Origin of the sequence: Arsenophonus endosymbiont of Aleurodicus dispersus, from assembly GCF_900343015.1 — a bacterium.
GTDB lineage: Bacteria > Pseudomonadota > Gammaproteobacteria > Enterobacterales > Enterobacteriaceae > Arsenophonus.
On the sequence record NZ_LR025108.1, the window covers coordinates 383058 to 407393 of the forward strand.

General features: G+C 30.5%; 15 protein-coding genes, 1 other RNA gene and 2 pseudogenes. 12 read left to right on the top strand and 6 right to left on the bottom strand.

The annotated features are described in order from the left end of the window. Window positions 1–148: 148 nt before the first annotated feature. Complete coding sequence (locus WBAF_RS01310; RefSeq protein ID WP_121463283.1) at window positions 149–1075, top strand: cation diffusion facilitator family transporter; 927 nt, start codon at window positions 149–151, stop codon at window positions 1073–1075. 290 nt (window positions 1076–1365) lie between these two features. On the opposite strand, the gene ssrA is transcribed toward WBAF_RS01310, so the two are convergent. Then, window positions 1366–1728, bottom strand: a transfer-messenger RNA (tmRNA) gene (ssrA, locus tag WBAF_RS01315). 67 nt (window positions 1729–1795) lie between these two features. Continuing rightward, window positions 1796–2293: an SsrA-binding protein SmpB gene (gene smpB, locus WBAF_RS01320; protein ID WP_121463284.1), complete on the bottom strand. Its 498-nt coding sequence runs from the start codon at window positions 2291–2293 to the stop codon at window positions 1796–1798. Window positions 2294–4429: 2136 nt separating this feature from the next. Between smpB and grpE the strand changes: the two genes are divergently transcribed. The 8 genes from grpE to acpS all read left to right on the top strand — a co-directional run bounded on the left by grpE (window position 4430) and on the right by acpS (window position 11822). Continuing rightward, window positions 4430–5083 (top strand): nucleotide exchange factor GrpE, encoded by a 654-nt coding sequence (gene grpE / locus WBAF_RS01325; protein ID WP_121463285.1) that lies wholly within the window; start codon window positions 4430–4432, stop codon window positions 5081–5083. An 880-nt stretch (window positions 5084–5963) separates the two neighbouring features. Continuing rightward, complete coding sequence (gene lepA / locus WBAF_RS01330; RefSeq protein ID WP_121463464.1) at window positions 5964–7760, top strand: translation elongation factor 4; 1797 nt, start codon at window positions 5964–5966, stop codon at window positions 7758–7760. Window positions 7761–8034: 274 nt separating this feature from the next. Further along, window positions 8035–8304, top strand: coding sequence for a S26 family signal peptidase (locus WBAF_RS01335; RefSeq protein WP_121463286.1), 270 nt, complete (start codon window positions 8035–8037; stop codon window positions 8302–8304). 98 nt (window positions 8305–8402) lie between these two features. Beyond that, window positions 8403–8672, top strand: a complete 270-nt coding sequence (locus WBAF_RS01340; protein WP_197713440.1) for a S26 family signal peptidase — start codon at window positions 8403–8405, stop codon at window positions 8670–8672. Between the two features lie 182 nt (window positions 8673–8854). Next, on the top strand, window positions 8855–9559 hold the full coding sequence (rnc, locus tag WBAF_RS01345; protein ID WP_121463287.1) for a ribonuclease III: 705 nt from the start codon (window positions 8855–8857) through the stop codon (window positions 9557–9559). Continuing rightward, window positions 9556–10464: a GTPase Era gene (era, locus tag WBAF_RS01350; protein WP_121463288.1), complete on the top strand. Its 909-nt coding sequence runs from the start codon at window positions 9556–9558 to the stop codon at window positions 10462–10464. The genes rnc and era overlap by 4 nt, the downstream gene beginning before the upstream one ends. 246 nt (window positions 10465–10710) lie before the next feature. Then, window positions 10711–11442: a pyridoxine 5'-phosphate synthase gene (gene pdxJ, locus WBAF_RS01355; protein ID WP_121463289.1), complete on the top strand. Its 732-nt coding sequence runs from the start codon at window positions 10711–10713 to the stop codon at window positions 11440–11442. Next, complete coding sequence (gene acpS / locus WBAF_RS01360; protein WP_121463290.1) at window positions 11442–11822, top strand: holo-ACP synthase; 381 nt, start codon at window positions 11442–11444, stop codon at window positions 11820–11822. The genes pdxJ and acpS overlap by 1 nt, the downstream gene beginning before the upstream one ends. Here acpS and WBAF_RS01365 read toward each other — a convergent pair. Next, on the bottom strand, window positions 11819–12079 hold the full coding sequence (locus WBAF_RS01365; protein WP_121463291.1) for a YfhL family 4Fe-4S dicluster ferredoxin: 261 nt from the start codon (window positions 12077–12079) through the stop codon (window positions 11819–11821). The genes acpS and WBAF_RS01365 overlap by 4 nt on opposite strands. Before the next feature lie 485 nt (window positions 12080–12564). On the opposite strand from WBAF_RS01365, the pseudogene tadA reads away from it, so the two are divergent. Beyond that, window positions 12565–13041, top strand: a pseudogene (gene tadA / locus WBAF_RS01370) (tRNA adenosine(34) deaminase TadA). Window positions 13042–13436: 395 nt separating this feature from the next. Then, window positions 13437–17322: pseudogene (gene purL / locus WBAF_RS01375) on the top strand (phosphoribosylformylglycinamidine synthase). Window positions 17323–17873: 551 nt separating this feature from the next. Here the strand turns inward: purL and WBAF_RS01380 are convergent. From WBAF_RS01380 to ruvX, 3 genes are all read right to left on the bottom strand, one after another. Beyond that, a complete protein-coding gene (locus WBAF_RS01380) occupies window positions 17874–18461 on the bottom strand; it encodes a YggT family protein (protein WP_121463292.1) in 588 nt (195 codons plus the stop codon). Window positions 18462–18984: 523 nt separating this feature from the next. Next, on the bottom strand, window positions 18985–19668 hold the full coding sequence (locus WBAF_RS01385; RefSeq protein WP_121463293.1) for a YggS family pyridoxal phosphate-dependent enzyme: 684 nt from the start codon (window positions 19666–19668) through the stop codon (window positions 18985–18987). A 92-nt stretch (window positions 19669–19760) separates the two neighbouring features. Further along, entirely contained in the window at window positions 19761–20180 is a 420-nt protein-coding gene (gene ruvX, locus WBAF_RS01390; protein ID WP_121463294.1) for a Holliday junction resolvase RuvX, read from the bottom strand. Between the two features lie 2565 nt (window positions 20181–22745). On the opposite strand from ruvX, the gene recA reads away from it, so the two are divergent. Next, the gene (gene recA / locus WBAF_RS01395; protein WP_121463295.1) at window positions 22746–23816 is read left to right on the top strand and encodes a recombinase RecA; all 1071 of its coding nucleotides are present in this window, start codon (window positions 22746–22748) and stop codon (window positions 23814–23816) included. Window positions 23817–24336 lie beyond the last annotated feature (520 nt).

Sequence of the window (24336 nt, forward strand, 5' to 3'; positions counted from 1 at the left end):
TATAACACAGAGATAGGAAGATAGATTAATAATTAATATTAATTTTGAATAAAATTAGCATTAATGATAACAATATTTTTAAATGGTTACTCTCATTTTTTCTTTTTTTATTTTTTTTACTAAAAATAGTTAATTTTAGAATTTGATTATGACACAAACTAAACAACGTGAAGAAAAATACACACGTTTTGTTTCTAATGAGCAATTAATAAAATTTAATACTGCCCAAAAAAGCACTATTATTAGTATTTTTATTAATTTTTTTCAATCTTTATGCCAAATTATTATTGGAGTTTTGGCACATTCTCAAGGTTTGATTGCTGATGGTCTTCATTCATTATCAGATTTATTGACAGATTTTGTGGTATTGATCGCTAATAAACATAGTCATAAACAACCAGATGCTGATCATCCTTATGGGCATTTACGCTATGAAAATGGAGCATCTTTAGTACTTGGAACTATTTTGTTAGTAGTTGGCGGTAGCATGGTATGGAATGCTTTTGAAAAAATGCTAAATCCAGCTAAAATTCCCGATGTGCATATTATTGCTTTGGTTGTAGCGCTATTATCACTTCTTGTTAAAGAAGGCTTGTTTCGTTATATGCTTGATGTCGCAAATACGGTTAATTCAAGTATGTTAGTAGCTAATGCATGGCATGCACGTTTAGATGCAGCTTCATCTTTAGTTGTTGCTGTTGGTATCATTGGTAGCTTATATGGTGTTAGGATTCTTGATTCTATTGCAGCACTAGTTGTTGGTGTTCTAGTTATTAAAATAGGGTATAAGTTTACTTATAAATCATTTAACGATCTAATGGATAAAGGAGCTGATGAACATATACTTGCCGATATCCGTAAACAATTGTTATCAATGGACGGCGTTATTGATATTCATGATCTTAAAACTCGTAAATCTAGTGATTATTTGCTAGTGGATGTTCATCTTGAAGTTAATGGTCTTTTAACAGTAGAACAAGGCCATCAAATTGCTGTTTTAGCGCGAAAAAAATTATTTGATAATCCACTTATTTTAAATGTAATGATACATATTGATCCAGTTATAATACAATAAGTTATTCTTTTCTTTGTAAGAAAACTGATCTTTAAAAATTTATTACCACTAATTAAATTTATTATTTGTTATAATATTAATGAATATAATATATTTATTAGATATTATGCTATTTATTGTTATAATAGTAATTATAGCATCATGTTAACTAACAATTTAACCAAAATAAATGGCAACATTATTAATTTATTCCGTAATAGCTAAAATTTTATCAATTAGTATTTTTTAAAACGGTAGATTGCTTGATAAGCAATTGTGTTATCTACCTAAATTACGATGAAATTTTATATTGGTGGAGCTGGCGGGAGTTGAACCCGCGTCCGAAATTCTTTCATCCTCGGTACTACATGCTTAGTCTAGTCTTTATATTCGCCATATAGTTGTGGACAGACACACTACTAACAGACTAGCCTGATTAAGTTTAACGTTTCAACCTCAGGCTAGGTATTCCACGTGATCTCTTTTATTTGACCTCACTTTGATCCCCTTCCTAAGAGACGAGGCTAGGGAGAGAGGGCATTAAGCAGTTTTTTAAGCTGCCAGTGCGTAATTTTCGTCGTTTGCGACTATGTGTTGCGGCTATTTACGAGGCCAACCGCCCCTCGGCATGCACCTTGGGTTTCGCGAATTCCGTCAAATCCAGAATCAGCCCCAAGTTGACTATATTAATTAATAATATAATAAAAAAACTTAATAGTGCTAGTGCTAGCACTTAGGTCATTATTTACCTATCGACCGCACTACGTTTTTCATAATTCTTGCTTTGTTTAACTTCCATTCTCGTTCTTTAATGTTAGAACGCTTATTGTGCTCTTTTTTCCCCTTTGTAATACCAATTTTTACTTTACACCAGGCATTTTTCCAATAAAGAGATAATGCTACCGCTGTTTGTCCTTCGCAATTAATTTTACCAAATAGCGAATCAAGTTCATGCTGATTTAGCAATAATTTTCGAATACGTATATGATCTAAAATTACATTATAGGAGGAGGCTACATTAATCGGGGTAATTGTTGCGCCCAAAAGATAAGCTTCACCATTTTTTAGTAAAACATAACTATTATTAATATTTGCTTTACCTGCACGTAGTGATTTTACTTCCCAACCTAGCAAAGCTAAGCCTGCCTCAATTTCTTCATTAATGAAGTATTCGTAGCGTGCTCTTTTATTTAGCGTAATCATTGCCAAACTAGGTTTGTATATTTTTTTATTTGTCATAATTATTTATACTATACGTATAGATAAATAGCACTTTAATCATCTGTTATTCGGTGTTAAGTGTAAGCTAAATTTCTATTTAGAATTTTTCTTTAAGTATATATCAATATTATTATTATTTTTTATTTATTTAATAAAAATGTTTATAAATAAAATTAATATATCTATATAAGTAGATTATAGTATTAATAAAATATACAATTTAGTTAATGAATTTATATCTATAATTTTTACCGGTTTGTTCTGTTATTTTGGTTCTGAATCATGCTAATAATACTTTAGTTAACTAAAGCAGGTATTAGTAATACTTTTATTACCCAGAATATATTACTCGATAATAATAGTATTCAAATATATTTGGTAAATAGTTAATTAGTTATTTATATCTCTCAATTAAAATGCTTATAAAGTTAAGTTATGTATTGATTTTTAATTGACTAATTAATTTATTTAGTGAGCTTTTAGTCATATCTTTCTTTAAGTTTAAGAATATCGATAATAATTATATTGATAAAATTAAAACCTTTTCTCTATGATATATAATATATAGTATAGTTAAAGATTTTTTTAGGTATTAAGTAGATCTCTTACATTAAATAGGATGTTTTTGTTATTACACTACCATCTAGTAATCGGGCAATTTATTGTAATTTAGTTTTTTTATCTAAAATGGTATTTGCTTTTATGTTTAGTAATTATTAGTTTGCATAAAAATATGATGTCCACACGCTGTAACTAAATTTAAATAGGTAATAAATATAATTTTAGTTTAATTGCCTAAGGGCTATAAGCTTAATACGTAAAAGTTCTACACCTTCATTAACTTTCTAATGATTGATGTTGTTATTTAGTATTGATTATAACATTAAATTCTACCTATAATTTATAAATATTTATGATTAGATGCATATTGTTTGTTATTAATTGGTATATTACTGCCGTATTTAATTGAGTTATAGATATTGATATTAAAAACCTGACTATTTAATTAATTACCATCATCTTATTACTAATTTATTCTACCAGATGTATTGGTGTAATTCAACCAGTAATTAAGGAAAAATATGATATTTACGTTATATATTTATATCTTTAGCGATACGTTGTGATAATTTTAATAGCTAGCTAGAATATAGTTCTTTCCGTTCTAGCATCACAATGACTTAATTCATTACTTACTTTATCAATTTTGATTGATGCCTCTTTAAACATATCTAGTAAAGTAAGTTTTTTAATTTTTTTATTTTGCAAAATTCAGCATCAAGCTAATATTTTGTTCCTGATTCTTATTAAGAATTAGTAATTCCTTTTGACTAAAGGGAATAAATTTTCCAGCTTAGTTAGCTATTTATATTCTTGCTCTTGTGGTGTCAATTCATCTAATTATTTAATAAAGATATTTAATCCATTGTTGGAACAATAGGCGTTTAGTTATTTGATGCTAATTTTATAGTTAGATTTAATTTCAGCTAAGACAGCAGTTTGGTTTTCTTAAGTAAGTATATAAGATAAATTTTTGATGCTAATTATCTAATAATAATTGTTAAATTTTTTATCTATATATTTGAATAAGTATTCTTTATCGCCTAATTTTAATAAGGGTTTATTGTTAATAAAATATCAAAGATTAATTATGGTTACTTAACTAGTAATTTTAAATATATTTTTATACTGAATATTAATAATAGAAAATTGGTAAAGTTCTAATATGAGCTGCTCTATGGTGAACTATACAGATATATTTTAGGTTATTTAACCATAATGGTAAATTATAGATTAAATATTATTTAAAATAATATACAGTATTAACTAGTTTTTTTATAAAACTGGCTAGCTAATATAAGTATTAGCTATTATAGTTTATGATCATTTAACATTCACCACCAAAATTAGCGTTATTGATAACAATATAGAACAATAATTTTATATTTTTTCGCTAATTATAAAGTTGTTCATGAGTTGCCAATACCTCTGTATGTATAGAATGACCAACAATACCAATAGATTTAAATAATTTTTTCTGTTAGCATGGTTTATTACTCTTACAAGTTTGCGTTTTCTCTTGAATCCCAAACTTTTATCCCCACTATAAATTAACATTTTGAATTAATTCTAAAAAAGAATGTGGAGATACTCATGATGAGTAAAGATCATAAAGTAGATGATGAGCAAGCCTCTAAACAAAAAGATGAGATAAAAGAACCAGTAATTGATACAGATCAAACAGTAAGTTCTAATGAAGTAATTAATACAGATCAAATAGTAAGTTCTAATGAAGTAATTAATACAGATCAAATAGTAAGTTCTAATGAAGTAATTGATCCGCGTATTACTCAATTAGAGCATCAGTTGCTTGAAGCTCAAAAACGTGAGCGTGAAGTGTTGCTGCGTGCAAAAGCTGAAGTTGAGAATATTCGGCGACGTACTGAGCAGGATGTTGAAAAAGGATATAAATTTGCCCTAGAACGATTTGCTAATGAATTGTTACCAGTTATTGATAATTTAGAAAGAGCAATTGAAGTTGTTGATCGTAAAAATGCAGAATCGATGTCAATGCTTGAAGGGCTTGAATTAACTTTAAATTCTTTTTTAGCTGCAATTAGCAAATACGGTATTAAGGTGTTAGCTGAGAAGAATATTCCTTTCAATCCAGAACTACATCAAGCAATGAAGATGATCGATTCGGAAGAACATGAACCTAATCAAGTTATTGATGTTATGCAGAAAGGTTATACATTAAACGGTCGTTTACTACGTCCAGCGATGGTAGTTGTGTCAAAAGTAAAATAAGCAGCTGAAATACTACCACCTATATGGTGGTAGTATTTATTTTATTTTTCGGTAATCACTGTTATCCCCCAACAATGATGGACAAATTTTTACTAAGAAGTGATTAGGTTTATTTAAATGTAACACAAAATACCCTTTTAATTAAAATCACAGGTGTTGGTAGAAGGAGTACAAAATTAAATATTAATATAATATTTCTTCATAAATTTAGAAGATGCAATTTTAAATTCATAAATTTAATTAACTATTATTATTATAGGCTATGGGTCGCATTAAAATTTTAAAATATATGAGTAGCAACGTATAGTAATAGAGGAATAATTAACAATATAATAATTATGTTAGTATATTAATTTTTGTTATTTTATTAAATAAATAGTTTAAATATTTATTAGTTGTTATTAATTAGTATTACTAATTGGGTTAGATGTTTTCTAATATTTTTACGGTTACGATGGTGTTTAAAAATTTTGGCGTATAATTTTTTTTTGTTGTTTTATCTGTATTTTTTACAAAAGGTTAGGTTTATGTAGTTAACTTTTAGTTTTTTAATAGCTGTTTAAGATATTTTAAAATTTTACCTAAGGGTGGTTAATCATAGGCTTTTACTAAGCTAATTATAATTTACTTTCTCCCAGCACCATCAGTTCTACCAATACGGGGCAGATAAATATCTGCTACGATTCCTACTGTTGATAAAACCATTGCTTTTGCATAAAAATAACTTTTTCATTATTAATGATTATTTTAGTTATTTATCTCTTATACGTAAAATTAGCACTATTGTTATAACATGTTTTATTAGTGTTTGCTTTTTAGGTCTAAACTATTACTAAAAATAATTTTTTCAATCCATTTAGAAGAAAATATAACCTTGAAAATAAAATACATAAGAAATTTTTCCATCATCGCTCACATTGATCATGGTAAATCTACTCTGTCAGATCGTATTATTCAGATCTGCAGTGGTCTTTCACAATCTGAAAGGCCACCACAGGTATTAGACTCTATGGATTTGGAGAGGGAACGAGGAATAACAATAAAAGCGAGGAGTATTACCATTAATTATAAAGCTAGTGATGGTGAAACTTATCAGCTTAATTTTATTGATACACCGGGACATGTTGACTTCTCTTATGAAGTATCACGTTCATTAACTGCTTGTGAAGGTGCATTACTCGTTGTTGATGTCGGGCAAGGTGTAGAAGCGCAAACCATGGCTAATTGTTATATTGCTATTGAGATGGATTTAGCAGTTGTTCCTGTGCTTAATAAAATCGATTTACCTGCTGCCGATCCTGATAGGGTTGCTGAAGAAATTGAAGATATTATTGGTATAGATGCTTATGACGCTGTTAGATGTTCAGCAAAAACTGGATTAGGCGTACAAGACGTAATTGAACGTCTGGTTAAAGATATCCCACCACCAGAAGGTGATCCAACAGCTCCTTTGCAGGCATTAATTATCGATTCGTGGTTTGATAATTATTTAGGTATTGTTTCGCTGGTACGGATTAAAAACGGTACCCTTTGCAAAGGCGATAAAATTAAAGTTATTAGTTTAGGCCAACTTTATAATGTAGATCGCTTAGGTATTTTTACACCTAAACGAATTGATCGTCAACAACTAAATTGTGGAGAAGTAGGTTGGTTAGTCTGTGCCATAAAAGATATTCACGGTGCGCCCGTTGGCGATACATTAACCGGTGCTCGTAACCCTGCAATACAGGCGTTGCCTGGCTTCAAAAAAGTAAACCCGCAGGTTTATTCTGGTTTATTCCCCGTTAGCTCTGATGATTATAAATCATTTAGTGATGCTTTAGCTAAATTAAGCTTGAATGATGCTTCATTATTTTATGAACCAGAGAGCTCAACGGCATTAGGTTTTGGATTTAGATGTGGTTTCCTTGGTCTTCTTCATATGGAAATTATCCAACAGCGTTTGGAACGTGAATATGATTTGGATATTATTACAACTGCCCCTACACTGATTTATGAAATTGAGTTAATAAATGGTGAAATAATCTATATTGATAGTCCCTCTAAGTTACCAGCACTTTATAATATAAATGAATTACGCGAACCAATTGCAGAATGTAAAATATTCCTTCCTAAGGAATATCTTGGTAATGTCATTACGCTATGTGCAGAAAAAAGAGGTATTCAGATTAATATAGTTTACCATGGTAAACATGTTGCATTAACTTATGAAATTAATATGGCTGAGCTGGTATTAGATTTCTTTGATCGCTTGAAATCTACTTCACGTGGATATGCTTCATTGGATTATAGTTTTGTCCGTTTCCAGGTAGCTGATATAGTGCGTGTAGATGTATTAATTAATGGTGAAATAGTTGACGCTTTAGCATTAATTACTCATCGTGCAAATGCACCATCTCTAGGTCGTAAGCTGGTAGATAAAATTAAATCTATTATCCCTCGCCAGCAGTTTGATATTGTAATACAGGCTGCAATTGGTACCCATATTATAGCGCGTTCAACGGTGAAACAATTACGCAAAAATGTATTAGCTAAATGTTATGGTGGTGATGTTAGCCGCAAGAAAAAATTACTACATAAACAGAAAGAAGGTAAGAAAAGAATGAAGCAGGTTGGTAATATTAAACTTCCACAGGAAGCATTCCTTGCTATTCTTCACATAGGTAAAGATAATTAACTGTTGTAAGGAGTTATTTTGATCTTGATGTTGACGACCTTTATTACAGGAATTATTTGGGGTATTTATCGCTTTAAATTAGAACCTGCTCGTAAGAAAAAATAGTTAAGCATCAAAATATTACTAATAGAAATTTAGATCAGATGGTTTAGTTAAAAAATTTAATAAAATCTCATGGTTTTATAATTGTGCATCTACCTTTGCTATATTAGCGATAGGATTAGTGATACGCTAGTTTATTTATGAGCTGTTTCAAATCCCTTCAGGTTCAATAATGCCTACTTTATTAGTAGGTAATTTTATATTAGTAGAAAAGTTTGCTTATGTATTAAAGGATTATTTTATACAAACAAAATTTAAATTTCCTAAAGATCTTAGTGTAGATTTTCTTAAAAGTGTTATCTGTATACCTGGTAATAAAATCATTTATTATCCTAAACAAAAAGAGTTACGTATATACCCAAACTGTTCAAGTTCTAACTGTGTACGAGTGTTACCAATGGTATATTCTTTCTTAAAAGAGAGTAAATGGGATTTATTTTAAAAAAAAGATTCTATAGCAGAAAGTAAGTTATTTACTTTTATTAGATGGAATAGTGTCAAGTAAAGCATTATTTCAAGCAGAAATAATAGAACAATTTAATGATAATAATCATAAGATCTTATTGTGATCCCCTAGTATATATTAAGTTACGTTATAAACAGCATGGGTTACCAAATAATGAATGGATTGTTCCTCCTAAAAACTATTTTATGATGGTTGATAATCGGGATAATAGTGCAGATAGCCGTATGTGGGATTTTGTCCCAGAAGAAAATTTAGTTGGCCGTGCTATCTGTCTTGATAAGCATGAGTATGAATGGCCAACTGGGGTGCGTTTAATTCGTATTGGTGTAATTAATACAATATAAACTAATCATTGATGCTAAATTTATTTATATATCAATCAATATAGAATATCGTACTATAATTTAAAATTATGTTTTATTAACCGATATCAGGAAACTTCCTAATGCAACAGTTTTGTAAATATTTATTTTGTAGATCTGTTGCGTATGTTTTTGTAATTTGATAATTAAATAATTGGTAACACATGAATTCTTCTTTAATTGAGTGGTCAGAACATAAAGAAATTAAACAGTTACAGCGTAAGCTTGGCTATACTTTTAAACAAATTGAATTATTGAAGCAAGCATTAACTCATCGTAGTGCCAGTAGTAGTCACAATGAGAGATTAGAGTTTTTAGGCGATTCAATTCTTAGTTTTATGATTGCTAATAATCTTTACCATCGTTTTCCTAAAGTTGATGAAGGTGATATGAGTCGTATGCGATCAACATTAGTTAGAAGTAATACACTGGTTGAGCTTGCACGAGAGTTTGATTTGGGAGCATGTTTGTGTTTAGGGCCAGGTGAATTTAAAAGCGGTGGTTTTCGTCGAGAATCAATATTAGCAGATACTATCGAAGCTTTAATTGGCAGTATTTTTTTAGATAGTGATATTAAAATCACTGAAAAAATTATTTTAACTTGGTATGACACTAGATTGATGGAGATTAGTCCAGGCGATAAGCAAAAAGATCCTAAAACACGTTTACAAGAGTATTTACAGGGGCGACATTTACCTTTACCAAGTTATTTAGTAGTTCAAGTTTGTGGTGAAGCACACGATCAGGAGTTTATTATTCATTGTCAGTTTAGTGGTATAACTGAACCAGTGGAAGGAATGGGTTCAAGTCGTCGTAAGGCTGAACAAGCAGCAGCGGAGCAGGCATTGAAAATATTGGAGTTTGAATGAGAAAACAGAAAACCTATTGTGGATTTGTAGCCATTATAGGGCGGCCAAATGTAGGTAAATCAACATTACTTAATAAATTACTTGGAAAAAAGATTTCTATTACTTCACGTAAACCACAGACAACCCGTAATTGTATTATGGGGATTGATACAGAAGGTAATTATCAAATAATTTATGTTGATACACCAGGATTACATGTAGAAGAAAAACGCACAATAAATCGTTTAATGAATCAGGCAGCAAGTAGCTCAATTGGTGATGTGGAACTGATTATTTTTGTTGTTGAAGGTATACATTGGACAATAGATGATGATATGGTGATAAATAAGCTACGTTATTTGCCTTGTCTAGTATTACTTGTAATTAATAAAATTGATAATATTGTGGATAAAACCAGTCTACTGCCATATATTAAATTTCTTAGCAATAAAATGAATTTTCGGGATATTGTGCCTATTAGTGCAGAAAAAGGTATCGGTATCGATATTATTACTAATATTGTCCGGCAGCTTCTTCCAGAAGCTGCACATCATTTTCCAGTAGATTATATTACTGATCGCTCACAACGGTTTATGGCTGCTGAAATTATTCGTGAGAAGTTAATTGGTTTTATCGGCGATGAACTACCATATGCTGTTGCAGTTGAAATTGACCAATTTGTATTAAATGAACGTGGCGGCTATAACATTTATGGCCTGGTTTTGGTTGAAAGAGATGGGCAGAAAAAAATAGTTATTGGCAATAAAGGTAGCAAAATTAAGCAAATTAGTATTGAAGCTTCGATCGATATCGAAAAACTTTTTGCTACTAAAGTTCATCTTGAACTTTGGGTAAAAGTTAAATCAGGATGGGCTGATGATGAACTTGCACTACGTAGTTTAGGTTATATTGGCGATCTTCATTAGGTTTTTAGTTTATTTTTAGTAACATGCATTTGTACTTCATACTCATATATGAGATTTTTCATTGAAAATAAAAGTCTTGTTCCGCTTTTTATAAATTCCTATTAGTGTGACGTCTATGACGTCTATTAAAAAGCATCAAATTTTTTATCAAGTTATATTCCATAATATGCATTGAACCTTGGTTATTAAAACCTATGAATATATTATGATTGCATAGATCTATGAAATATATAACAGGAGTTAAATATGGCAGATTTATTATTAGGCGTTAATATTGATCATGTTGCTACAGTACGTAATGCACGTGGAACACAATATCCGGATCCGGTACATGCTGCATTTCTTGCTGAACAAACAGGTGCAGATGGGATTACTGTTCATTTACGTGAAGATCGTCGTCATATTACTGATCGTGACGTTAAGTTACTTCGCCAGATATTACAAACTAGAATGAATTTAGAAATAGCAATAACAGATGAGATGGTAAGTTTTGCCTGTCAGATAAAACCACAATGTTGTTGCCTAGTACCAGAGCGACGTGAAGAAGTTACGACGGAAGGTGGACTTGACGTTATTAGGCAACAAGCATTAGTCTTAACAGCTGTCAAGCGCTTAACTGAAGCAGGTATCACAGTTTCTTTGTTCATTGATGCTAAAGAACAACAAATTGATGCTGCAGTGGAAATTGGTGCCCCTTTTATTGAAATTCATACTGGTACTTATGCTGACGCTAAGAGCGAGTTAAAACAACAAGAAGAGTTTAACCGTATTAAACAAGCGGTAAGTTATGCTACTACAAAAAATCTAAAGGTCAATGCTGGTCATGGGTTAACTTATCATAATGTTAAACGTATTGCTCAATTACCTGATATATATGAACTTAATATTGGCCATGCGATTATTGGTCGAGCATTTTTTAGTGGCATGTCAATAGCAGTGAGTGATATGAAGAAAATTTTTCGAGAGGTGCGTGGTTAATGGCAATTATTGGATTAGGTACCGATCTGGTTGAAATTGTACGTATTGAGCAGATTATCTCTCGTTTAGAGAAGCGTCTGGCAAAACGGATATTATCCGCTCAAGAGTGGCGCCAATATCAAAATCATTATCATCCTGTCAGATTTTTAGTTAAGCGTTTTGCTGTTAAAGAAGCAGCAGCAAAAGCATTAGGAACAGGAATACGAAATGGTTTAGCGCTTAATCAGTTTGAAGTTTTTAATGATGAATTAGGTAAGCCAGGGCTTAATTTACTAGGACAATCAAAAATATTGGCTAATTTATTAGGTGTGCAACATATCCATGTATCATTATCTGATGAACAAAATTATGTTTATGCCACTGTGATTATGGAAAGTTAAATTTTATTGGCATAATGTAATAATACAAATTTATCCCACAATTGCTCTTTTGTTTCAATATTATTAGAATTCTTAATAATGGTATTGTTAATCGGACAAACGGATTGACAATTTGGTTTATCATAGTGGCCAATGCATTCAGTGCAAAGATTGGGATTAATTTGGTAAACCTCTTCTCCGATTGAAATAGCTGCATTAGGACATTCTGGTTCACACATATCACAGTTGATACAGTTATGAGTAATTAATAGTGACATTATAAGCTTTATTTAAAATATTATTTATATGATTAAGTTAATAAAAAACTACATTTATTATTATACTAGAATTTATAATAAATTCAGCTAATTTTATACTTAATACATTATCGGTAATGTATTAAGTATAGTCAATAATGCCATGATACTTATCGTATAATTTATTCTTAATGGAGAACCAATATTTTAATAAATTAAACTAATAATATGATAATAATTAATTTTTTATCATCAAATTATATTTGATAGAGATATAATTAATACCCTTAATACTATAATAACAAAGTTAAATTAGTTAATTTTATAATGAGATAAATAATTTTGATGGTTATTTATTATTTATATTTAATATATGAGATTGTAGTTATCTAATACTAAACTATTTTAATATATAAAAGTAATATTATATCATAACTGTTTTTGTTATTTAAAATAACAATTTGAGGTTTTTATTTGTGGAGCACGCTAATAAAGATATTTATTGGATGCAAAAAGCTATTTCAATAGCTAAAAATACGCCAGTAAAAGGTGAAATTCCTGTTGGAGCGGTATTAATACATAAAGATAAATTAATTGCAGAAGGTTGAAATCATCCTATTTTATCGCACGATCCATGCGCTCATGCGGAGATTTTAGCTTTGCGGGCTGCTGGTAAAATTTTACAAAATTATCGATTACTTAATACCGTGCTTTATGTTACACTGGAGCCTTGTATTATGTGTGCTGGAGCCATGATTCATGCGCGCATAAGTCGTTTAGTATATGGTGCCTCAGATCAAAAAACTGGAGCAGCTGGTTCAGTTATTGATGTTTTTAATCATCCTAATATGAATCATCGTGTTCTGGTATCGAGAGGTATTTTGGCCGATGAATGTTCGGCGATGTTAAGTGTTTTTTTTCAAAAACTGCGAATAAAAAATCAACTAAGAAAGTGTAGATTTGATAAATTAAATATGCACTAATAAGTAAAATTTAGCTTTTATATCTAACTAATTACATTTTTTATGTGTATCAGCTTCCTGGCATAAGGCATATGCCACACCACTATGTTATATTTTAATGCAAACTAAATGCCATTATCAATCAGTAGCAATAGTGCTTGATAACTGTATAATTATATATTGTAAACAAACAGTACTACCTGCTTAGTTATCTTCTGACATATCAATAGTTTTGATGCTAGGTATCGTTAGCATCATTAAATTATGAAACCAAGTTGGGTATTTAGCTAGCGGACACGATATTATTCTTGTACGGAAACTATTTCGTAACGTTTGATGATACTTTATAATAATTTTTTAGTTTTCCTGATATACAGCCTTTAGGCTAATTTTATAAACTAAAAGACTTAATTACTATGGAAATTTTGCGTGGTTCACCAGCGTTATCAACATTTAGGATTACTAAGCTTCTTTCTCTATGCCAACCGAAGCAACTACCTGTTATTGATATTTATGCTGAATATGTTCACTTTGTTGAACTTGTTGCGTCATTAAATCCGGACGATCAAAAAAATTGGGTGAATTGCTTCATTATGGCCCTTCATTAAATAAACTACAGCCTATTGGCAAATTATTCTTGGTTACTCCAAGGCCCGGCACTATTTCACCCTGGTCTTCAAAGGCAACGGATATTGCTCATAATTGTGGATTACAGCAGGTTATCAGGCTTGAGCGTGGTATTGCTTATTATATTATTTATTCCAAACCATTAGATATATCACAATTAGATGATTTATTGATTATTTTGCACGATAGTATGGTTGAAATTGTTTTGAATTCTTTCGAAGAAGTAAAATCATTGTTTGCGTACAATAAGCCAGCACCTATGATGACGATAGAAATATTAAAAAATGGTCGTCGTGCACTTGAATTAGCAAATACTGCATTAAGGCTAGCTTTAGCCCCAGATGAAATTGATTATTTAATGCATACCTTCCAAACATTAAAACGTGATCCAACGGATGTTGAGCTATATATGTTTGCCCAAGCTAATTCAGAACATTGTCGGCATAAAGTATTTAATGCCAGTTTGGTTATTGATGGTGAAAAACAACCTAACTCTTTGTTTAAAATGATAAAAAATACTTATCAACAAACTCCAGATTATATTTTATCTGCTTATAAAGATAATGCTGCCGTGATGAAAGGATCTAATATTGGTCGTTTTTTTCCTGATCTAGTCACCGGTAAGTATGATTATCATAATGAAAATGCTGATATTTTGATGAAAGTAGAGACCCATAATCACCCAACAGCTATTTCTCCTTGGCCCGGATCTGCCACTGGCTCTGGTGGAGAAATACGCGATGAAGGAGCAACAGGGCGTGGTGCACAGCCTAAAGCAGGCTTAGTTGGATTTGCTGTTTCTAACTTACTCATTCCAGGGTTTAAACAACCTTGGGAACAAAATTTTGGTAAGCCACAACGTATTGTTAGTGCGCTTAATATTATGCTGGATGGTCCATTAGGTAGCGCTGCGTTTAATAATGAATTTGGTCGACCAGTTTTATTAGGTTATTTTCGCACTTATGAAGAACTAGTTAATAGTCATAATGGAGCAGAATTACGTGGTTACTACAAACCGATTATGTTAGCAGGTGGTATAGGTAATATTCGAACAGAACATGTTCAAAAGAGTAATATTCCAGTTGGTGCTAAATTAATCGTATTAGGTGGTCCATCTATGAATATTGGGCTGGAAGGTAGCGCTGCTTCATCAATAATTTTAGGGGGGTATGATCTTGATTTTTCTTCGGTGCAACGAGATAACCCTGAAATGGAGCGTTGTTGTCAAGAGGTTATTGATCGTTGCTGGCAGTTAGGTACTGATAATCCAATCTTATTTATTCATGATGTTGGCGCTGGTGGGCTTTCTAATGCTATTCCTGAGTTAGTTAATTATGCTGATCGAGGAGGAGTACTAGAACTACGTAAAATATTAAATGATGAACTAGGTATGGATCCTCGTGAAATTTGGTGTAATGAATCTCAAGAACGCTATGTATTAGCTCTTTTACCTGAACAACTTCTCTTATTTGAGTTCATCTGTCGTCGAGAACGAGCGCCATATTCTGTTGTTGGTGAAACGACAGAAAATAGGGATATTGTTCTTAATGATAGTTATTTTACTAACCAACCTATTAGTATGCCTCTTGATATTTTGTTAGGTAAAGTACCTAACATGATACGTGATGTTAGTTCTCAATTTGCTACTGGTAAGCCGATTAATCGAGAGGAGATAATCTTAACAGAAGCAAACGGGTATTACATTTGCCATCAGTAGCAGAGAAGACTTTTCTTATTACTATTAGTGATCGTAGTGTCACTGGAATGGTTACTAGAGATCAAATGATTGGTCCTTGGCAGATCCCAGTTGCTGATTGTGCGGTAACAACAGCTAGTTTGGAAAGTTATTATGGCGAAGCTATGTCTATCGGTGAATGCTCACCCATTGCGCTATTGGACTATGCCGCATCTAGCCGGATGGCAGTTGGGGAGGCATTGACAAATATCGCGGCCGCCTATGTTCAAAACCTAAAACGGGTAAAACTTTCTGCTAATTGGATGGTAGCAGTAGGACATCCTGGTGAAGATGCTGGTTTGTATCAAGCAGTAAAGGCTATTAGTGAAGAGCTATGTCCGGCCTTAGATTTAACTATCGCAGTTGGGAAAGATTCTATGTCAATGAAGACCACCTGGCATGATGGTGAACAGATTTGTAAAATGACTGCACCGCTTTCAGTTGTTATTACCGCTTTTTCTAGAGTTGAAGATGTTCGTTTTACTGTTACACCTTTTTTGAAAAGTGAGCAAGATAATGTACTATTATTAATTGATCTAGGACAAGGTTATAATTCATTGGGCGGTTCAGCTCTTGCACAGGTATACCGGCAATTAGGTGATCAACCGCCGGATGTACGTGATGCTAAATTATTAACTGGTTTCTTTAATGCAATTCAGACGCTTATAAAAGAAAAAAAAATATTGGCGTATCATGATCGTTCTGATGGTGGCCTGTTTGTTACATTAGCAGAAATGGCATTTGCTGGTCATTGTGGTTTGAATATTGATATTAGTCATTATGATAATGATATTGTTGCTGCTTTATTTAGTGAAGAATTAGGAGCAGTTATTCAAGTTAAGCAAGCTGATAGGGAAATTGTTTATTCTTGTCTAATCAAGCATGGGTTAGCTAAGTGTGTACATTATATTGGTATGGCAATTAAAAATGATATTGTTGTAATCAATAGTCACGGCAGAGAAATATATTGCGAAAAGCGTAGCCAATTACGTTTATGGTGGGCTGAAACTACCTGGCAAATGCAACGCTTACGTGATAATCCTGAGTGTGCCGATGAGGAACATCAGTCTAAACAAGACCAGGCAGATCCTGGATTGAATGTAAAATTAAACTTTAACCTAGCAAATGATGTTGCTGCGCCATATATTATGACAACTCCAGCACCAAAAGTGGCTGTTTTGCGTGAACAGGGTACTAATTCCCATGTTGAAATGGCAGCAGCATTTCACCGTGCAGGGTTTACTGTCATTGATGTACATATGAGTGATTTATTAGCAGGCAGAGTAAAACTAGCTAATTTCCAGCTATTAGTTGCCTGTGGTGGTTTTTCTTATGGTGATGTATTGGGAGCTGGAGAGGGTTGGGCAAAATCAATCTTATTTAATTCACGCATACGTGACGAATTTTTTGACTTTTTTACTCGCTCTGATACTTTATCTTTAGGCATATGTAATGGCTGTCAAATGATGTCTAATCTTCATCAATTAATTCCAGGTGCTGAATATTGGCCAAGATTTGTCCGTAATCGTTCAGAACGATTTGAAGCACGTTTTAGTTTAGTAAAAGTGATGGAAAGTCCTTCCCTTTTCTTACAAGATATGGCTGGGTGCCAGCTACCAATAGTGGTATCTCATGGTGAAGGGCAAGTTGAGATGCGAAACATTAAGCATCTTAATAATTTAGAAAAAAATCATTTAGTAGTGGTAGTGCTACGCTTTGTTGATAATTATGGTAAGGTAACTAAACAATATCCAGCAAATCCTAATGGATCTATTAATGGTATTACTGCAGTTACGAGTATAGATGGTCGGGCAACTATTATGATGCCGCATCCAGAGCGGGTATTTCGTACCGTTACCCATTCATGGCATCCATCAGAATGGAGTGAGGAGAGCCCATGGATGTGCATTTTCCGTAATGCACGTAGGCAGCTAGGTTGATATTTATTTTTTCTATTTTTAAATAAAGTTATAAAACTTAATTAGTTATAGCAACAATAGAGAACTTGCTGCAGAAGGCAGAAGTTAGTTATTTAATAAAGTATTGATTACCTTTTAAGCGTATGAATATTACTTACTCACCTTATCTTATTCACTGATTAATTAACATTTTAGATGTTCATAATTTATAGGCTATTATTACATAATAATTAAATTAGTCTTTTTTATGGATAATAGTTTGTATAAATTTTCTTTATAAGATATTTGTGCCTACACAGTGATCTAAAATATCTTGAGTACATTTTAATTGATTAATCTGAAATACCTGAATTATCGGTAATGGCAGCGATAACCAGATGCTTTTTTCGGGTGAATCGTTTTTAATATCTCATTTTCAATAAAATTTAGCCCAATTTATTCTATTATACTAATCTAAATTTAAGTAATAACATATAAGTTATACTATTTTTATAGTTTAGTAAATTTACTTACCTTGCTGTGAATTAACTGTTGTTAATATTACTTTTTATATTAAGTTTTTTGACTTACCTTTACATCAAATAGTGAACTGAATATAGTATATTGGTAATTATTGGATCTACAAATAGTAGAATATCTAGAAACAGATAATTTAAAGCGATCAAAATTAGCATCACTATCATGGACGAGAAATCTAACCTACCCATAGCAGGGATAATAATACGAATGGGTGATATCAAAGGTTCGGTTAACTGGATAAGAATATAATCAATAGTATTATGACCTTGGGTTATCCAACTAAGAAGAGCTCTAATTAAAATTAGCCAAAAACCTAATTTGCCGGCATAGGTTAATAATTGAATAAAGCTAATAGGTAATAGCGATATGCTGATTAAAGCACGTGTGTTTGTTGCCCACATGATAAAAAGAATATTGACTATGGTAAAAATATAGGATACTAATAGAGTTGCTGCATCAATATCCCCAATAGCAGGAATAAAATGCCGCAATAGTCCTACAATTGGTTGAGTAATTTTGACCACAAATTGGGAAAATGGATTGTAGAAATCTACTCTAATCCATTGCATCCAAACTCGTAGCAATAAAATAATAGTGTATAGTTCAATTATGGTTGGTACTATAAAGGTTAAAAATAGCATTTATTTATCCTGATAAATTAAAATTTTTTTTATATGTCATCAGTGTGGCTGATTTAGGTATAAATTATTGATAATTTTAGGTAGATTAGTTTGATAAAAATGCTTTAAGTATTTAGCTGTAGTCCCTATTTTAGTATCATAAAATATAGGTATTATTTTTTTGTTTACAGGACCATAGAATTTTGGTAAGTATATAAAACTATCTTTTTGCTATTTAACTATCAAAACCAAATCATTAAGCCAACTGTTGCATTGATTACATCAATAGGTAAAAGGCAGCAGGCATAATCCCAGTCAAGTAAATAATATCATTAATTTCCTCTTCTATTCAGAATACTTTGCGGCAATTGCCGAAATTAGCTATTATTTATGTAGCAAGCTTTGTCATCTCATCTTTAAATATAGAATTAATGATAATAAAGATCAGGAATAGTTTGCTTAAATAGAGATTGCATATCATGCATAATAAGTATCAGATTTATGTTAAGATTGTTGATAATGTTTCACTTTTTTAATGAGTTTATTATCGTGAACCAAAAATAGCGGTCCCAATTCTGACTAATGTTGAACCACAAGCAATGGCAATATCAAGATCAGCGGTCATGCCCATAGAAAGTATATCAATATCTTGATATTTTTTTTTTAGCTGATGGAATAAGTTTTCCATGCTACGAAAAATTGATATTTGTTGGTTAATATCATTATTTAATGTTGGAATTGTCATTAAGCCACGTAATTTTAAATTTGGTAGTAATACAATTTCAGCTGCTAATTTATCTAATTCTGCAGGTGTGATACCAGATTTACTTATTTCATAATTAATATTAATTTGGATTAGTACGTTTAGTGGTGCTTTATTTATCGGACGTTGATTATTTAATCTTTGTGCTACTTTTAATTTATTAATAGTATGACACCAAGTAAAATTCTCAGCTATTAATTTTGTTTTATTGGATTGCAGCGTCCCAATAAAGTGCCATATTAAATCCTGTTTGTTACTAAAATGAGCAATTTTTTCTAACCCTTCTTTTAGATAATTTTCTCCAAACTGGTATTGACCAAAATTTATAGCTTCTTGAATTGCATTATAAGATTTGTTTTTACTTACGGCAAGCAAAGTAATATCTTCTGGCTCTCGATGATATTTATTAGCTGCTTGTATAATGCGATTTTTGATATTAATTAGATTTTGTTGTATGTTGTTCATAATAATTTAGATGCTAAATAAAAAATAAAATAGGATAAAAACATAATTTCATTTTTTAGGTTATACGTGATATAATATTATAATTATGCTGATTAAGCATGTTGTAAAAACCAACTTTCTAAAATAAAAACAGAAGAAATAGAATCAATCTTACTTTTATTTAACGCCCGATAGCCACCTATATTAAATAGGTGTGCTCGAGCTTCTATTGTTGTTAAACGTTCATCATGTAATTTAACTTGGATATCAAAGACCACCTGCAGACGATTAGCAAATTTACGGGCTTGATTACTGATTGGTTGCTCTGTTCCGTCCATATTAAGAGGAAGTCCAACGATAGCTAATTTAGGTTGCCACTCTTGTATTATTTTTCCAATTTCTAACCAGTTGGGTTTGTCATTTTTTGTTTTTATTGCAGTTAAAGGGTGTGCTGTTTCTGTAATTTCCTGCCCTATAGCGATACCAACACTCAGTGTGCCAAAATCAAAAGCTATAATTGTTCTATTTTCCATTATGCCTAATCAATTTATTTTAAGATATTAAAGACATAAATTCTAATTAAAGTAGAGGTTTAATGCAAATATTTGATAATTTTAGTGTAAAAAATAATATTACTATTAGCTTTAGCGGTTAGTCAATTATTTTTCATCATCTCTTTTTTTATTTGCAATTGTTACCTGTTTTAGTATCCTAAAGTCATTAGTGTTTTTTCTGCTTGTTTGGTATTTTAAACAGGATTAAGAAAAAATTTTATGTTGCGATCATGATTTGATAATAAATATTTAAGGTAAAACTATTTTGTAGCGAATGTATAATAAAACTATTTTAAAAATTTTGATATTTAAATATGCTATTGATTAAAATTTGTTTTATTTGTTTATTGCCAACTAGACCAATAACACATTTTATTATACTTACAGATATAAAAAAATTCTTTTAAAAAAAATTATTAATATTGCAACGAATAAAGATTATTAAAAAATAAATGAAACATATTTAAGGTTATTTAAATTTTATCTTATTCTTACTTAATATTAATATATTATAACAGTATGATATAATTTCTAGCATCCTATCTAATTATTTAGATAACTATAATATTAGTTGTAGTTAATTTATTATTTAATTCAACTAAATTTAGCTTTGGGGGCTAATGATTATAAGCTTTAAGACTCTATGGTTCACATTGTTCGTAATCATAAATAGTAATTTTATCACCCTATTATTTTTAAAAATCAGTCTCCAAGTATATAATTTAACATTATAGCATTTAAAATGCATACCTAATATCTGTTAGTTTTTCTAGGTAGACATTAATACTTTTGTTCATCGGTATCATAATGTTGTCAAATTTTTCTGTAGTTTAGGTTTAATGAGTGAAGCCAGCTAACAATAATAGTTAATATGCTGGTAATTACGGCTAATTTTTGTAACACCAGGGCTTAAGTATAAGCATAAAATTTAGATCAATGATACTTTTTTCCTGATTATGGTGAAAACTGGTGTTATTTTAACTGTTACGATAATTAAGTAAGTAGATAGATTATTTAATTGCTAATTTTAATATCAAATGATATACCAGGAGCTTATTTATGCTTAATTAGAAGAGGCTGTACTGATATTAAATAATTATTATTAATAATTTAAAATATCGAATTAATTTAACAAATAGCAATTATTTTAAAAATGTATTTAAAGCATAAAAAAAGTATTATCTTGTTTGTAGAGTAGTTTGAGTTTGCATTATTACTCTGCATTTTGTAGAAAAATTAATTGGATGTTATCATTAACATCAGTCTTATTATTCAGTTTATAATTTGATTATTAAGCATCATATAGATCTTTTCTGTTATGGTTTAGATTAGTACCGCCGCTTATTGACCATGAGTTAAGTACTAGTAATAATTTAGTTAAGCAAATTGTTTTATTTAATTTTTGATAATAGCGTTAATTTTATTTAAGTTAATTTTTTTGCTGATATCGATCTGTTCTTTTCTTTATTTATTTATTTATTTTTTATTCAATATTGATTAGTAAATGTTACATAAATAGTAATTAATAAGGGTATCATCTTTGCTTAGCTAGCCTTTAATGATTTTTATGTAAAGTTGTCTCTCGTGCTTATATATGATTTATTAGACTGAATACTGAAACACAACAGACCGACCATTCTAATTTAATTTTATTAAAGTAATATAAAAACACTAACCAAATGCAGTCATTTATGTTGAAATTTAGTCTTAACATGCTGATTCGATGTACTGTGATAAAGCTTTTTTCAACAGTTTTAGCGGCGAATCATCTTCGCCCTTATTTATTTTTACTGCTTTTAAAGTTACATACCTAATACCATTAATAGATCGCAAAATTTTATTGCTTCAATAATATTAGGTACTAACCAATACAGTACGGTAAGTAAGAATAAATTCGTATATATTTACGCACACTATACCTTAAAATTATTTTTATAAAAATATAGGTGACAATAGATTTTAAATTGGTATTAGTCTTTTTTGTGGTGCTAGTGTAACACCATGTTTTTTATTAGTGCTAAAAGAACAGAGTAAAAAAATAACCTATATAGAGTTATTTATAGGATGATGTATTGCTAAAGTTATTACTGTTAAGTTAGTTCTGCCTGTTTTCAGCTAAGTTTTGTTACCTATAGCAAGCAATAAAACTAGGCATGATATTATAGGTGTTAGTAAAACCACATTGTATAAATATGATGCTGTTAGTGAATGTCATCTAGATAGCAGAAAGTGTATTAGATCAGGTTAATTCTGTGATTTTGTAATTTTAGTTAGAGGTATAGCTAGTTCTGATAAAAAACCGGTTAGCTTTTGCTAGTAAGTTTTTATTGATCGTATAGTAACCCATTGTTGCTTATTTAAATGCTATTAGATTCAGATATAAATCAAGCCTTAATATTTTTACTAATGATATTATTGAAAGAAATAATCAAAAATTAACTTAATTATGGATACTTATCCAGTATAATTATCAACAATTGATATCAAATCGTCTTATTTGTAATGAAGTATTATCTTAACTTCATTGTTTAGGGGAGTTAACCAATGGCTATTGACGAAAACAAACAGAAAGCACTTGCTGCAGCATTAGATCAAATTGAAAAACAATTTGGTAAAGGATCAATTATGCGCTTAGGTGAAGATCGTTCTATGGATGTAGAAACTATCTCTACTGGTTCATTATCTCTTGATGTTGCCTTAGGTGCAGGAGGCTTGCCATTAGGTCGTATTGTTGAAATTTATGGCCCAGAATCTTCCGGGAAAACTACGTTAACATTACAGGTTATTGCTGCAGCTCAACGTGAAGGTAAGATCTGTGCTTTTATTGATGCTGAACACGCTTTAGATCCTATTTATGCTAAAAAACTTGGGGTTGATATTAATAATTTACTTTGTTCACAGCCAGATACTGGTGAACAAGCACTGGAGATTTGTGACGCCTTAACTAGATCTGGATCAGTAGATGTTATTATTGTTGATTCTGTAGCAGCTCTAACCCCAAAAGCTGAAATTGAAGGTGAAATTGGTGATTCACATATGGGATTAGCTGCTCGTATGATGAGTCAAGCAATGCGTAAGTTAGCAGGAAATTTAAAAAATTCTAATACGTTATTAATTTTTATTAATCAGATCAGAATGAAAATTGGCGTTATGTTTGGCAATCCTGAAACAACGACTGGTGGAAATGCATTAAAATTTTATGCTTCAGTTCGACTTGATATTAGACGTATTGGTTCTGTCAAAAATGGTGAAGAAGTTATTGGTAGTGAAACTCGTGTGAAAGTAGTAAAAAATAAGGTTGCGGCTCCTTTTAAACAAGCAGAGTTTCAAATTCTGTACGGAGAAGGAATTAATATCTATAGTGAACTTATTGATCTAGGTGTAAAACATAAATTAATTGAAAAAGCTGGTGCTTGGTACAGTTATAATGGTGAGAAAATAGGTCAAGGCAAAGCAAATGCAACAGTTTATTTAAAAGAACGCCCGCAAATTTATACTGAATTTAATAAAAAATTACGTTCTATGTTACTTAATCACGCTGGTGAATTTAGTAGTGCAGCTTCTGATTTTGTGACAAAAACAGTAGAGAAAATTTCATTAACAAAAGAATTTTAACTTAATAAATAAAATATGGGCTATATCCAATCTAGATATATTTTTTTTACTATTATAAATTAGTTATTAATATAAGTTAGATTAAATTATGATGTTAAACACACTACTAATAAAATTATACTTAGAATTTATAATATTATTAGTAATTAACGGATATAATTAGTTATTTTTTTACTAAATTGACTTTATTTTTTTATATATATTAAATTGTTATTATTGTCTTAATATATTTAGGCAGATTTTTTGATTAATTTATGTTATACTTACGTTATTGCTTTTCTTAATCTTATATTTAACTAATAACTATAGCTTTACATAATTTCAATTAAGTGCAATTAGTCATTGGAGTTGCTGCTATTGGCAATTATAATTATAAATGTAGATGGAGATAATATTTAGTGGCTTTATTCTTATAAAGGTAAAATAAATATAATAAAATTGGATTAACATAATTAAATAATTTAGGTTTCAACTAAACCTAGTAATCATTATTATATTAGTTAGAATAAGATATCTTTAA